The organism is Actinocatenispora sera (genome assembly GCF_018324685.1).
Lineage (GTDB): Bacteria > Actinomycetota > Actinomycetes > Mycobacteriales > Micromonosporaceae > Actinocatenispora > Actinocatenispora sera.
This window is the reverse complement of record NZ_AP023354.1, coordinates 1,685,141-1,697,802: the sequence shown is the minus strand read 5'-3', so window position 1 is coordinate 1,697,802 and position 12,662 is coordinate 1,685,141. Positions and strand designations below refer to the sequence as shown.

General features: G+C 73.7%; 13 protein-coding genes. 8 read left to right on the top strand and 5 right to left on the bottom strand.

What is annotated here, in order from left to right; translation table 11 throughout:
- Positions 1-2: 2 nt before the first annotated feature.
- Positions 3-1,439 carry an MFS transporter gene (locus Asera_RS08170; protein WP_030447811.1) on the bottom strand — a complete coding sequence of 479 codons (1,437 nt, stop codon included), beginning with the start codon at positions 1,437-1,439 and terminating at the stop codon, positions 3-5.
- A 101-nt stretch (positions 1,440-1,540) separates the two neighbouring features.
- Here Asera_RS08170 and Asera_RS08165 point away from each other — a divergent pair, with 101 nt between their 5' ends.
- Together Asera_RS08165 and Asera_RS08160 are read left to right on the top strand one after the other, a co-directional pair.
- A complete protein-coding gene (locus tag Asera_RS08165) occupies positions 1,541-2,425 on the top strand; it encodes a helix-turn-helix transcriptional regulator (RefSeq protein WP_051802597.1) in 885 nt (294 codons plus the stop codon).
- A gap of 40 nt (positions 2,426-2,465) precedes the next feature.
- On the top strand, positions 2,466-3,794 hold the full coding sequence (locus Asera_RS08160; protein WP_084132140.1) for an MFS transporter: 1,329 nt from the start codon (positions 2,466-2,468) through the stop codon (positions 3,792-3,794).
- Here the strand turns inward: Asera_RS08160 and Asera_RS08155 are convergent.
- Positions 3,719-4,624, bottom strand: coding sequence for a helix-turn-helix domain-containing protein (locus tag Asera_RS08155; protein WP_157034981.1), 906 nt, complete (start codon positions 4,622-4,624; stop codon positions 3,719-3,721). The genes Asera_RS08160 and Asera_RS08155 overlap by 76 nt on opposite strands.
- A 79-nt stretch (positions 4,625-4,703) precedes the next feature.
- Here Asera_RS08155 and Asera_RS08150 point away from each other — a divergent pair, with 79 nt between their 5' ends.
- Both Asera_RS08150 and Asera_RS08145 read left to right on the top strand, forming a co-directional pair.
- Positions 4,704-5,120, top strand: coding sequence for a VOC family protein (locus Asera_RS08150; protein WP_425305972.1), 417 nt, complete (start codon positions 4,704-4,706; stop codon positions 5,118-5,120).
- Positions 5,121-5,134: 14 nt separating this feature from the next.
- Positions 5,135-5,557 (top strand): SRPBCC family protein, encoded by a 423-nt coding sequence (locus Asera_RS08145; RefSeq protein WP_030447806.1) that lies wholly within the window; start codon positions 5,135-5,137, stop codon positions 5,555-5,557.
- 62 nt (positions 5,558-5,619) lie between these two features.
- Here Asera_RS08145 and Asera_RS08140 read toward each other — a convergent pair whose 3' ends face one another.
- Positions 5,620-6,444 carry an alpha/beta fold hydrolase gene (locus tag Asera_RS08140; protein ID WP_030447805.1) on the bottom strand — a complete coding sequence of 275 codons (825 nt, stop codon included), beginning with the start codon at positions 6,442-6,444 and terminating at the stop codon, positions 5,620-5,622.
- Positions 6,445-6,468: 24 nt separating this feature from the next.
- The gene (locus Asera_RS08135; RefSeq protein WP_030447804.1) at positions 6,469-7,248 is read right to left on the bottom strand and encodes an alpha/beta fold hydrolase; all 780 of its coding nucleotides are present in this window, start codon (positions 7,246-7,248) and stop codon (positions 6,469-6,471) included.
- A gap of 107 nt (positions 7,249-7,355) precedes the next feature.
- Here Asera_RS08135 and Asera_RS08130 point away from each other — a divergent pair, with 107 nt between their 5' ends.
- From Asera_RS08130 to Asera_RS08115, 4 genes are all read left to right on the top strand, one after another.
- Entirely contained in the window at positions 7,356-8,261 is a 906-nt protein-coding gene (locus tag Asera_RS08130; RefSeq protein WP_035297610.1) for a LysR family transcriptional regulator, read from the top strand.
- A 358-nt stretch (positions 8,262-8,619) separates the two neighbouring features.
- Positions 8,620-9,732 carry a Re/Si-specific NAD(P)(+) transhydrogenase subunit alpha gene (locus tag Asera_RS08125; RefSeq protein WP_030447802.1) on the top strand — a complete coding sequence of 371 codons (1,113 nt, stop codon included), beginning with the start codon at positions 8,620-8,622 and terminating at the stop codon, positions 9,730-9,732.
- Positions 9,733-9,808: 76 nt separating this feature from the next.
- Positions 9,809-10,192 carry an NAD(P) transhydrogenase subunit alpha part 2 gene (locus tag Asera_RS08120; protein ID WP_030447801.1) on the top strand — a complete coding sequence of 128 codons (384 nt, stop codon included), beginning with the start codon at positions 9,809-9,811 and terminating at the stop codon, positions 10,190-10,192.
- Positions 10,193-10,244: 52 nt separating this feature from the next.
- A complete protein-coding gene (locus Asera_RS08115; protein WP_030447800.1) occupies positions 10,245-11,636 on the top strand; it encodes an NAD(P)(+) transhydrogenase (Re/Si-specific) subunit beta in 1,392 nt (463 codons plus the stop codon).
- A 2-nt stretch (positions 11,637-11,638) separates the two neighbouring features.
- Here Asera_RS08115 and Asera_RS08110 read toward each other — a convergent pair whose 3' ends face one another.
- Entirely contained in the window at positions 11,639-12,547 is a 909-nt protein-coding gene (locus tag Asera_RS08110; protein ID WP_035297540.1) for a PfkB family carbohydrate kinase, read from the bottom strand.
- Between the last annotated feature and the right edge of the window lie 115 nt (positions 12,548-12,662).

Here is a 12,662-nt window from a genome sequence, read left to right as displayed (position 1 = left end):
CGTCAGCGGGGTTGCGGGAGGCGGCGGCCGAGCGCGGCGATGAGGATGCAGGCGGCGAGCTGCGCGGTCAGTACGGCGGCCATCCCGTGCGCCGCGCCGGCGCCGCCGCCGGCGACCGTGGCGTACAGGCTGCCGAGCAGGGCCGTACCGAGGGCGATGGCGGTCTGCTGGGTGGTGGTGAGGATGCCGCTGCCGGCGCCGGCCCGATCGGCGGGTACCTCGGCGAGCACGATCCGGAAGATCGACATCGCGCCGACCGCCTGCCCGGCGCCGGCGACCACCAGCGGCACGATCAGCAGCAGCGGCGCCCGGTGCGACCAGCCGAACAGCACCACCGGAATCATCAGCGCGATGCCGAGTCCCTGTACGGCCACGCCGAGCGGCAGCGCGCGCCGGCCGAACCGGGCGATCAGCCGCGGGCTGAGCATCGAGAAGACGAAGAACGCGACCGCGAGCGGGCTGATCGCGAGCCCGGCGCCGAGCGGGCCGAGGCCGAGTCCCTGCTGCATGGCCAGGGCGTAGACGAACATGAAGCCGCCGAAGCCGACGAAGAACGGGACCGCGGCGAGCAGCCCACCGCGTACGCCGGGCAGCCGGAGCAGCGAGGGCGGCAGCAGCGGCAGCCGGCCGGACCGCTCGATCCGCCGTTCCACCAGGAAGAAGGCGACGGCCGCGACGGGTACCACGGCGAACAGCGCGAGCAGCCAGGCCGGCCAGCCGAGCGCCCGCCCCTCGGTCAGCGGTACCAGCAGGGCGGCGATGGTGACCGCGAGCAGCACGGTACCGGCGAGGTCGGCGCGGGCCGGCCTGTCGGACCGGGTCGCCGGCACGGTACGCACCGCGAGCAGCAGTGCGGTGAGCCCGATCGGCACGTTGATCAGGAAGATGGGCCGCCAGCCGGTGTCGGCGACGTTCGCCGCGAGCAGCAGGCCGCCGCCGACCTGGCCGATCAGGCTGGCGATGCCGGAGGTGGCGCCGAACCGGCCGATCGCGCGGGCCCGCCGGGTACCGGTGGTGGTGGCCTGGATGGTGGCGAGCACCTGCGGCAGCATCAGCGCGCCGGCGGCGCCCTGGGCGATCCGGGCGACGATCAGCGTCTGCACGTTCGGGGCGAGGCCGCAGACCAGGGAGGTGAGGGTGAACGCGGCGAGCCCGGTGAGGAACAGCCGGCGGCGACCGAACGCGTCGCCGAGCCGGCCGCCGAGCACGAGCAGCAGCGCGTAGCTGATGCCGTACCCGGCGACGATCAGTTCCAGGGTGGAGGTGGAGACGTGCAGGTCGCGGTCGATGGTGGGCAGCGCCACGTTGACCACCATGAAGTCGATCGGTGCCAGCGCGGCGCCGATCAGCAGGGTCGTCAGGCCAGCCGCGGTCAGTCCGCCGGGTGCCGCGCGCCGCAACCGGTGCCGGGTGGGCCGGATGGCGAGGGTGTTGGTCATGCCCACCACGCTCCGCCGGCGCCCAACCTGGTACCAGTGCGTGGTTATCCGGGTACCAGCACTACCTGGTAACCGGCTGGTGCGGGCGGCACAGTGGAAGCATGGGAGAGCTGTTGGGTACGGGCACCCGGGACACGGCCGCGGTGCGCCGGCGCGAGCTGTCCGATTTCCTGCGTACCCGGCGGGAGCGTCTGGTCCCGGCCCAGGTGGGGTTGCCGCCCGGCCGGCGCCGCCGCACTCCGGGGCTGCGCCGGGAGGAGGTCGCGCAGCTGGCCGGCGTCGGGGTCACCTGGTACACGTGGCTGGAGCAGGGCCGCGACATCCAACCGTCCGGCCAGGTGCTGGAGGCGGTCTCGCGCACCCTGCGGCTCGACCCGCACGAGCGGGCCCACCTGTACCGGCTGGCGAACGTGCCGGCGCCGGAGGTGACGAAGGACTGCGCCGCGGTGTCGCCGGAGATCCAGCTGATGCTCACCCAGCTGGAGCCGTTCCCGGCGTGCGTGAAGAACGCCCGCACCGACCTCCTGGCGTACAACCGGACGTACGACCGGATGTTGGGCGGGCTGTCCGCAATCCCGGTGGAGCAGCGCAACACCACGCTGCTGTTGTTCACCGACCCGTCGTTCCAGGCCCGGATCGTCGGCTGGGAGGAGAAGGCGCCGATGGTGGTGGCGCAGTTCCGGGCCGCGATGGCCCGGCACGTCGCCGAACCGGCCTGGAAGCAGCTGCTGCGCACGCTGCGGCACCAGTCCCCGCTGTTCGCCGACCTGTGGGACCGGCACGACGTGCGCGAACCGGAGAACCTGACGAAGGAGTACCTGACGGACGACGTCGGGCTGGTCCGGCTGCGGTACACGAACCTCTGGTTCGGCCCGCGCAGCGAGACGCTGCTGACGACGTACACGCCGGCCGACCCGGAGTCGGCCGTCCGGCTGGAGCGGCTGTACGAGATCGCCGTCGACGCCACCGCCCCACCACAGACCTGAGAGCTGGCCCACAGCAAGACTGGTTTTGTTAGCTAAGTAAATGACTTCTGCGCCAGAATGGAACCTGTCGCAGAAGGTGGGTGCAGCAGGAGTGGTCGCAGGGTTCGGCACGTGGGCCGGTGGCACGTTCCGTTCGCTGCGCGTCCGCAACTACCGGCTGTTCGCGACCGGCCAGATCGTCTCCAACACCGGTACCTGGATGCAGCGCATCGCGCAGGACTGGCTGGTGCTGAGCCTCACCAACTCGTCCACCGCGGTCGGCATCACCACCGCGCTGCAGTTCCTGCCGATGCTGCTGTTCGGGCTGTGGGGCGGCGTGCTCGCCGACCGCTACCCCAAGCGCCGCACGTTGATCTTCACCCAGTCGGTGATGGGGCTGCTCGCCGCGTCGCTCGCGGTGCTCACCCTCACCGGCACCGTCCGGGTCTGGTACGTGTACCTGATCGCGCTGCTGCTCGGGTTCGCCACCGTGGTGGACAACCCGACGCGGCAGTCGTTCGTCACCGAGATGGTCGGCGAGAAGGACCTGCGCAACGCGGTGTCGCTCAACTCGGCGATCTTCCAGTCCGCCCGGCTGATCGGCCCGGCGGTCGCCGGCGTGCTGATCAATGCCGTCGGCGCCGGCTGGGCGTTCGGGCTCAACGCGCTCAGCTTCGGCGGGGTACTCACCGGGCTGGTCCTGATGCGACCGCACGAGCTGTTCCCGGCGCCGCGCATCGCCCGCGCCAAGGGCCAGCTGCGCGAGGGGTTGCGCTACATCGCCGGCCGCAAGGAGCTGATCTGGCCGATCGTGCTGGTCGGCTTCGTCGGCACGTTCGGGTACAACTGGGCGATCGTGCTGTCCGCGTTCGCGAAGAACGTGTTCCATCACGGTGCCGGCACGTACGGGCTGTTCAACACGCTGATGGCGCTCGGCTCGCTGGCCGGCGCGCTGCTCGCGGCCCGACGCACCACCACCCGGCTGCGGCTGCTGGTGTTCGCGGCGATCGGGTTCGGTGCGCTGGAGATCGTCGCCGCGCTGGCCCCGTGGTTCGCCGTCTTCGCGCCGCTGCTGCTGGTGATCGGGCTGGTCGGGATGACGTTCAACAACGCCGCGAACACCACCGTGCAGCTGGCCGCCGCACCCGAGATGCGCGGCCGGGTGATGGGCGTGTACATGCTGGTGTTCACCGGCGGCACCCCGATCGGCGGCCCGCTGATCGGCTGGATCACCGAGACCTACGGCCCGCGCGTCGGCCTGGTCGTCGGCGGCGCCGTGGCCGCCCTCGCCGCTGCGGCGGTCGGCGGCATCCTCTACCGCACCCGGCGCGCGACGCCGCCGGCCCCGGTCCCGGACGCGGTCGAGGCGCCCGCCGCGCCCCGCGCCTGACGCCGCTCGTCCGCTCCGGTCGGACGCGGCACCGGCCCTCCGCGCTCGTCCGTTCCGGTCTGCGGCGTGAGCAGCCGGCGCAGCGCGGTCGGAGTGTGCCCCAGCTGCGCCCGCACCGTCCTGGTCAGGTGCGCCTGGTCGGCGAAGCCGAGCCGGGCGGCGAGGCCGGCCAGGTCGGACTCGCCCGCGCCGAGCCGGTCCAGCGCCCGACCGACCCGAACCCGGTTCCGGTACCGGGTCAGCGACACGCCCATCCGGGCCGAGAACACCCGACTCAGCCGGTACGGCGAGACGCGCAGCAGGGCGGACAGCGAGCACAGCCGCGCCGCCCCCGGCGCGTCGTCGAGGACCGCCGTGCGGGCCGCTGCCACCAGCGCCTGGTCTCGCACGCCCGGCCGCGGCTCCGGGTGCCCGGCGGCGGCCGCGACGAGGCCCAGCAGCTCCTCGACCAGCGAGTAGTCGACATCGCCGCCGCGCGCCGCCGCCAGCAGCCGGCGGTGCGCCAGCTCGATCCGGGCGTCGACGTACACCGACCGGGCGGCGGCGCGGCCGTCCCACAGCCCGGCCGCGAACGACACCGAGGTGCACGCGTCATCGCCGGCCGGATGGGCGAACCGCTCCTCCTCGTGCGGCGTGCCCAGGTAGCCGACGGTGCGGTCGAGATCGGCGGCGGCGCCGTCGGTCGCCCGGCGGAACCGGCCGTGCCGCACCAGCACCAGTCGGTGGTCGCCCCGGGCCGCCGGCCGCGTCCAGTGCACCTGCTCGTCCCGGCAGGTCACCGCGGTCACGGCGAACTCGGCCCGGGCGGCAAGGGTCACGGTGGCCAGCACGCGCCGAACCGTACGCCGGGGGTACGACAACGGTGCACCGCAAGGATGTTCAAGACGGCGCCGGGCGGTCGACCGGATGCTGGGGCGTGTCCTCGGCGAGTCACGAGGACACGCACGAGATCATCCGAGGGAGTCACCCATTCCAGTCCAGGCAACGCCCACCGCCATCATCCTCGACTGCGCCGACCCGAAGGGGTTGGCCGAGTTCTACCGGAACGCGACCGGATGGCGGATCAACGACAGCGACGCCGATTCGGCCTACCTGGGCGACGGGCCGGTGCAGCTCGCGTTCCAGCGGGTCGACGGCTACCGGGGGCCCGGCTGGCCGGACGCCGGCAAGCACGCGCACCTGGACTTCGCCGTCGACGACGTGGCCGCCGCGGTCACCGAACTGCTCGCCCTCGGCGCCACGAAGCCGGAGTTCCAGCCCGGCGGCGACCAGTGGACGGTGCTCGCCGACCCGGAGGGCCACCCGTTCTGCATCGCCGCCACCTGATCAGGGAGTACCACATGGCAGCCATCCACCAGGAGTTCGTCGTCGATGCCCGCCCCGAGGACGTCTGGGACGTCCTCGCCGACTACGGCGCGGTGCATCGGCGGCTCGCGCCCGGCTTCGTCGTCGACACGCAGTTGCACGACGACACCCGCACCGTCACGTTCGCCGACGGGACCATCGTGCACGAGCGACTCGTCGACCTCGACGCGACGAGCCGCCGGGTCGCGTACACCGTCGTCGGCGGCAACCTGCATCCGTCCCATCACCATGCCTGGATGCAGGCGCTACCCGAGGCGGACGGCAGGACCCGGTTCGTCTGGCACACCGATGTCATCCCGGCCGACCTGGCCGGCCCGATCGCCGAGTTCGTGGAGCACGGTTCGACGGTCATCCGGGCCACGCTGTCCGCCGCCGGAGCGGTGCGCGGTTCGAGCTGACCGCGTACCGCGGCGGGTCCGGCGCAACCGCGTCGAACCGCCGACCGGAAACCGGTCGCCGGTCAGGCGACGGGGACGGGGTGCTGGTCCAGCAGGAAGCCGGCGAGCTTGGCGACGAAGCCGGCCGGGTCCTCGGCCGGGGCGCCGTGCCCGGCGTCGATCTCGGCGTACCGGGCGTCCGCGATCCCGGCGAGCAGCGCCTGCTGCTGCTCCGGCGGGATGATCTGGTCGTGCGCGCTGGCCAGTACCAGGGTCGGCGCGGTGATCGCGGCCAGCCGGTCGGTGAGGTCGACGGACAGGTCCACCTGCGTCTGCCGGTCGGTGCCCGGCGCCAGGCCGGCGGCGAACTCGGCGAGCAGCAGCGCGTACTGCGACGGCGTCACCGACCGCCAGAACCCCGGGCCGAGCGCGGTGAGCAGCAGCAGCTCGCAGAACAGCGTGCTGCCGTGCGCGGCGTCGAGCCGCAACAGGGTGAGCCAGTACCGCAGCTCGACCGCCATCCGGGTGGTGGTGCGCACCCAGCCGGCGTGCAGGGCGAGCGAGCGGACCCGGTCCGGGTGGGTTGCGGCGAGCTGGGTGGCCACCACCGCACCGAGGGAGTGGCCGGCCAGGTGGAAGTCGACCAGCCCGGCGTGGTCGGCCGCGGCCAGTACCTCGTCGGCCAGGTCGGCGAGGCTGACCGGGCCGCCGTGATCGGTGGTGTCGCCGGAGCCCGAGTAGTCCGGCGCCACGATGGTGAACCGGTCGGCGAGGTGGTCGATCAGCGGCTGCCACTGGCGCCGGTCGGCGCCGGTGCCGTGCACCAGGACCAGGCCCGGGCCGGTACCGGTGACGTCGTAGCCGACGGTGGCGGGCCGGCCGCCGATCATGATCGGGGCGTGGGGCATCGCGGTTCTCCGTTCCGGTGGCGGTCAGACGGTGGCGAGCATCGGGTCCAGCACGACGCGCAGCGCCGCGTTGAACTCGGCCGGGCGCTCCTGGTGCGGCAGGTGGCCGGCGCCGGGGATCACCGTGACGGTGGCCCCGGGCGTACACGCGGCGCACTCCCGCGCCACCGCGACCGGTGTCTCGGCGTCCAGCTCCCCGTGCAGGTAGTGGATCCGTACCTGCAGGTCGGGCAGTACCGGCCGGGGATCGTAGGTGCTGAACTGGGCGAACTGGCCGTCGGCGAACGTGCCGGAGTCGAGGATCTGCCGCACCGTCCAGTCGATCAGCGCCGGGGACGTGCCCGGGGCGTACCAGTGGGGCACCCAGGACGCGATGAAGCCGGCGCGGTCGCCCCGGATGGCGGACATGATCGCGGGCAGGTCCATGCCCTGGGCCGGCCAGTACCCGGGGCTGTCGACGGAGACGACGCCGCCGACGAGGTCGGGGCGGCGCAGCGCCAGTTCGGTGGCGAACGCCCCGCCCATCGACGAGCCGACGACGATCGGCCGGGTCAGGCCGAGGGCGCCGATCAGTTCGATCAGGTCGCCTACCACGCCGGCGATGTCGTTGCCGGTGGCGGGCCGGCCGGACCGGCCGCAGCCGCGCCAGTCCGGTACGACCACCCGGTGGTCGGCGGCGAACTCGGGGACCTGCGCGCCCCACACCCGGCCGCTGGTGCCCCAGCCGTGCAGGAACAGGATCGGTGCGCCGGTTCCGGCGTCCTCGTAGTAGATCGTGGTGTCGTCGACGGTCAGGTGTGGCATCTCGGCTCCTCCTCCTTCGATGAGCTCAGCCAACCGCCGGTGACGCCGGCGATCAACGCGTGACCTGCGACTACACTGATCACGAAAACTGATCGAACGGGGTGGACGTGGAACTGCGGCAGCTGCGGTACTTCCTGACGCTGACCGAGGAACTGCACTTCGGCCGCGCCGCGGAACGGCTGAACATCGTGCAGTCGGCGGTCAGCCAGCAGCTGCGCCGGCTGGAGCGCGAGCTGGGCGTCGACCTGTTCGACCGCAGCACCCGCACGGTCCGGCTCACCGAGGCCGGGCACCGGCTGCTGCCGCACGCCGAGCGGGTGCTCGCCGACGTCGAGGCGGCCCGGGCGGCGATCGACGACCTGCGCAGCCGGCGTGACGGTACGGTCCGGCTGGGCACCAGCACCGGGCTCGGCGCCCGGCTGGACACGCTGCTGGCCCGGTTCCGCGAGCTGGCCCCGGACGCGACGCTCGACCTGGTGACCGCGCCGGTCGCGGACCGGCTGCGCCGGGTGCGCTCCGGGGAGCTGGACGCGACGCTGGTCCGCGGCGAGCAGCGGGACGCCGCGTTGGAGCTGCTGGCGGTCTGGCACGACCCGCTGGTGGTGGCGCTGCCGGCCCGGCACGACCTCGCGGTCCGGTCCCGGATCGAGCTGGCGGCGCTCGCCGACCTGCCGCTGCGCCTCGCCAGCCGGCAGCGCAATCCCCCGCTGTACGACCTGGTGCTGGACAGTTGCCGGCGGGCCGGGTTCACCCCGACGCTCGGCCCGGAGTTCACCACCGACCAGGACACCCTGGCCGCGATCGGCTTCGGCACACCCTCCTGGACGGTGTACTACGCGGCGCAGGCCGGCCAGATCGCCCCGCCCGGCGTGGTGTTCCGGCCGCTCGCCCCGCCGGCCCCGGCGATGCCGACCTACCTCGCGGTACGACCGGACCCGCCGCGCGCGGAGCTCCGCGCGCTCATCCAGGCGTGCATGTCCATAGTGGACGAACCTCGGGCCGACCGGTCCTGACGACCCGGCCGGACCGACCCGTTCGACCCGGCCCGCCACCGCGACTTCGTGTTCGACCAGTTCAGCGCGCACTCTTCCGGGGTGGACAAGCTCGCTTCGAGCGGCCGACCGGAAGATCCGGCAGGCGGGCGCCGGCGGTCCCTTCCGTACGGACCTCTTGGACCGAACCGCCCGATCGTGAGGTTCCGGCATGGCGCGGACCACCCGCGACGCGCTAGCGTGACAAGCGTCACGCAAAGACGGCAGGAGGCTGTCGAGCCGGCGGCGACGCGACCCGTCGAGCCTGCCCGGCAGCCCCGGAGCGGTACCGAGGGCCCCGCCGCGTCAACGCGCCCGTGGCCCGGATCGGGAGGCGCGGGTGCGCATCGGCGTGGTACGGGAGACGGCGGCCGGCGAGCGCCGGGTGGCCATGGTGCCGGAGGTGGTGTCCCGGCTGGCGCGGCTGCCCGCCGAGGTGCTGGTGGCCAGCGGCGCGGGCGAGGCCGCGCTGTTCGCCGACGCGGACTACACCCAGGCCGGCGCCCAGGTGGTCGAGCCCGACACGGTGTACGGCACGGCCGACGTGCTGCTGTCCGTCGGCCCACCACCCGACGACCTGCCCGACAGAGTCCACAGTGGACAGACTCTGATCGGGCTGTACCGCCCGGCCACCTGCCCGGAGCTGATCGACCGGCTCGCCGCCGCCGGCGTCACGCTGGTCAGCCTGGACCGGCTGCCGCGCACGCTCAGCCGGGCCCAGGCCGCCGACGCGCTGACCTCCCAGGCGAACGTCGCCGGGTACCGCGCGGTGCTGGTCGCCGCCGCGGCGTACCCACGGTTCTTCCCGATGCTCGTCACCGCCGCCGGCACGGTACGGCCGGCCGAGGTGCTGGTGCTCGGTGCCGGTGTGGCCGGCCTGCAGGCCATCGGCACCGCCCGCCGGCTCGGCGCCCAGGTCCGCGCGTACGACGTGCGGCCGGAGACCCGCGAGCAGGTCGAGTCGGTCGGCGGTACGTTCGTCACCCTGGCCGATGTCGGCCCGGCCGAGGGCACCGGTGGGTACGCCCGGGCGCTGTCCGACGACGAGCAGCGGGTGCAGCAGGAGCGGCTGGCCGCGCAGATCGCCCGGCACGACGTGGTCATCACGACCGCGCAGGTACCGGGCGCGGCGCCACCGCTGCTGGTCACCGCCGAAGCGGTGAAGGCGATGCGGCCCGGTTCGGTCATCGTCGACCTCGCCGCCGGCCCGTACGGCGGGAACGTCGCGGTGTCCGTCCCGGACGCCACGATCCGCACCGACAACGGCGTCACGGTGATCGGCGCCGGCCACCTCGCCTCGGACATGGCGCCGGCCGCGTCCACCGCGTACGCCCGGAACGTCAGCGCGGTGCTGGCCGTACTGGTGTCCGACGGCGCCGTGCACGTCGACCTCGACGACGAGATCCAGGCCGGCATCGTGATCACCCACGCCGGCGAGAGGACCGCCTCATGAGCGAGCGCGAGCGAGCGAACCCCGGGCACTGTGCGCTCGTGCCGAAGGCCCGGCCGGAGCGAAGCGGAGGACCGGCATGAGTGGCAGCCTGCTCACCGACGTGACGATGTTCGTGCTGGCCGTGCTGGTCGGGTTCGAGGTGATCAGCAAGGTGCCGGCCACCCTGCACACCCCGCTGATGTCCGGCGCCAACTCGATCCACGGCATCATCCTGCTCGGCGTGGTGATCGTCGCCGGTTCGGCCCGCACCCCCCTGGAGTACGCGCTGGTCGCGATCGCCGCGGCGTTCGCCACCGCGAACGTGGTCGGCGGCTACCTGGTCACCGACCGGATGCTGGAGATGTTCCGGACCCGGGACGGCCGCCGCGGCCCGGCGGCCCGCGGCGACTCGGCACCGAAGGCGGCCGGCAAGAAAGTGCCGGCGCCGCGCGGTGCGACCGGGTCGGAGGTGGCGCGATGAGCGGGCACTGCGTGTCGTGCCTCGTCGTCGTTCCGACGAGGGAGGAACGACCGTGAGCGCGGTGGAGCAGCTCGGCTACCTGGCCGCGGCGGTGGCGTTCGTGCTCGGCCTGCACCTGATGAACTCGCCGGCCACCGCGCGCCGCGGCAACCTGCTGTCCGCGGCCGGAATGGTGCTGGCGCTGGTGATCACCGCGGTACGGCTGGCCCGCAACACCGAGACGATGACCGGCCCGGTGGTCCTGCTCGCCGGGGTGGCGGTCGGTGCGGCCGGCGGCGCGCTGCTGGCCCGGCGGGTACCGATGACCGGGATGCCGCAGCTGGTCAGCCTGTTCAACGCGGTCGGCGGCGGCGCGGCGGCGCTCGTCGCGGTCACCGAGTACGTTCGGCTCTCGCCCGCGATCGGCGCCCAGACCACCGTCAGCGCCCTGCTGGACGTGGTGATCGGCGGCGTCACGTTCACCGGTTCGCTGATCGCCGCCGGCAAGCTGCAGGGCTGGGTCACCGGCAATCCCGTGCTGTTCCCGGGCCGGCGCGCGGTCAGCGTCGGGCTGGTCGCGATCGTCGTCGCCGGCGCCGTCTGGGTGCTGATCACGCCGAACGTGCCGGTACTGGTCGTGGTGATCGTGGCCGCGGCCGCGTTCGGGGTGGCGATGGTGCTGCCGATCGGCGGCGCCGACATGCCGGTGGTGATCTCGCTGCTGAACGCGTTCACCGGTACCGCGGTGGCGATGGCCGGTTTCGTGCTGAACTCGGTGGCGCTGATCATCGCGGGTGCGCTGGTCGGCGCGTCCGGCACGATCCTGACCAAGCTGATGGCCGACGCGATGAACCGGTCGGTGATCGCGGTGCTCGTCGGCGGCTTCGGTACCGGCGACGGCGGGCCGGCGGCGGTCGGCTCGGCCGACACCTCGGTCCGGTCGGTCACCGCCGAGGACGCCGCCATCCAGCTGGCGTACGCGCGGAAGGTGATCGTGGTCCCCGGCTACGGCCTGGCCGCCGCGCAGGCGCAGCACGAACTGTCCGCGCTGGCCGACCTGCTCACCGAGCGCGGCGTCGACGTCTGCTACGCGATCCACCCGGTGGCCGGCCGGATGCCCGGCCACATGAACGTGCTGCTCGCCGAGGCGAACGTGCCGTACCCGATGCTCAAGGAGATGGACGAGGTCAACGACGAGTTCGCGGTGACCGACGTGGCGCTGGTCGTCGGCGCGAACGACGTGACCAACCCCGCCGCGCGCCGGCCCGGCAACCCGGTGTCCGGGATGCCGATCCTCAACGTGGACGCGGCCCGCAGCGTCATCGTGATCAAGCGCTCGATGGGCCACGGGTACGCCGGGATCGACAACGAGCTCTACACCGCGCCGGCGACCGGCATGCTGTTCGCCGACGCCAAGTCCGCCCTCGCCGACCTCACCAGCTCCGTCCGTAGCCTGGTCGGCTGACCTCAGCCGGCGAGACGGGCGGCGAGTTCGGCGGCGGTGGGCGGGTCGGCGCCCGCGCGACCGCAGGTGATCGCGGCCGCGGTCAGCGCCCGGTGCAGGACCTGCCGGGCGGTGTCCGCGGGCAGCGCCGGCAGCGCATCGAGCGTCAGTGCACCGGCCCGGTACAGCCCGTCCAGCAGCGCGGACATGCACGCATCGCCGGCGCCGACGGTGTCCACCACGTCGACCGGCGGCGCCGCACACCGCAGCTGGTACCCGGCCGTGGCAAGGTACCCGCCGTCGGCGCCGAGCGTCACGACGACCAGGCTCGGCCCGGCGGCGAGCCAGCGGGCCGCGACCGCCTCGACCGGCTCACCCGGGTACAGCCAGGCCAGGTCGTCGGCGGACGCCTTGACCAGGTGCGCGAGCGCCACGAACCGGGCCACCTGATCGCGCGCGTGCTCGACGGGGCCGTGCAGCGTCGGCCGCACGTTCGGGTCGTACGACACGACGGTCGAGCCGCGCACCCCGGCCAGCATGCCCGCCAGTACCGCGTCGCCCGGCGCCAGGGTGGCGAGCGACCCGGCGTGCACCGCGACCGAGCCGGGATAGGGCGTCAGGTCCTTCGGCGCCCAGGCCAGGTCGAACTCGTACGCCGCGGCGCCGTCCGCACCCACCCGCGCCGTCGCGGTGGCGGTACGGGCCGCGCCCGCGTCGCTGCGGTCCAGCGCGACGCCGGCGGCGCCGAGCCGGGCCACGATCCGGGCGCCGTGCTCGTCCGGCCCGTACTGGGTGATCAGGCCGGCCGGGTCGCCCAGCCGGGCCAGCCCGAGGGCGACGTTCGCCGGCGAACCGCCGACGAGCTCGACCGGTTCGGCGGCCCCGGGCCGCCACACCACATCCACCAGGGCCTCGCCGATCACCGTGAACACGGTTGCCGATCGTATCGGGCGGCCGGTCCAACGACCGCCGTACCGCGGGTCGGATCGCCCGGACCGCGCAAACGGGCACCGCACCGGGCCGATCCGGGCAGCTCGCCGCCGGGCG

Excerpts from the sequence above, each read along its gene's own strand:
- Asera_RS08140 (WP_030447805.1), bottom strand. The coding sequence starts at position 6,444 with ATGCCCCACGCCCCGATCATGATCGGCGGCCGGCCCGCCACCGTCGGC.
- Asera_RS08165 (WP_051802597.1), top strand. The coding sequence starts at position 1,541 with ATGGGAGAGCTGTTGGGTACGGGCACCCGGGACACGGCCGCGGTGCGC.
- Asera_RS08170 (WP_030447811.1), bottom strand. The coding sequence starts at position 1,439 with ATGACCAACACCCTCGCCATCCGGCCCACCCGGCACCGGTTGCGGCGC.
- Asera_RS08120 (WP_030447801.1), top strand. The coding sequence starts at position 9,809 with ATGAGTGGCAGCCTGCTCACCGACGTGACGATGTTCGTGCTGGCCGTG.
- Asera_RS08145 (WP_030447806.1), top strand. The coding sequence starts at position 5,135 with ATGGCAGCCATCCACCAGGAGTTCGTCGTCGATGCCCGCCCCGAGGAC.
- Asera_RS08160 (WP_084132140.1), top strand. The coding sequence starts at position 2,466 with ATGACTTCTGCGCCAGAATGGAACCTGTCGCAGAAGGTGGGTGCAGCA.
- Asera_RS08135 (WP_030447804.1), bottom strand. The coding sequence starts at position 7,248 with ATGCCACACCTGACCGTCGACGACACCACGATCTACTACGAGGACGCC.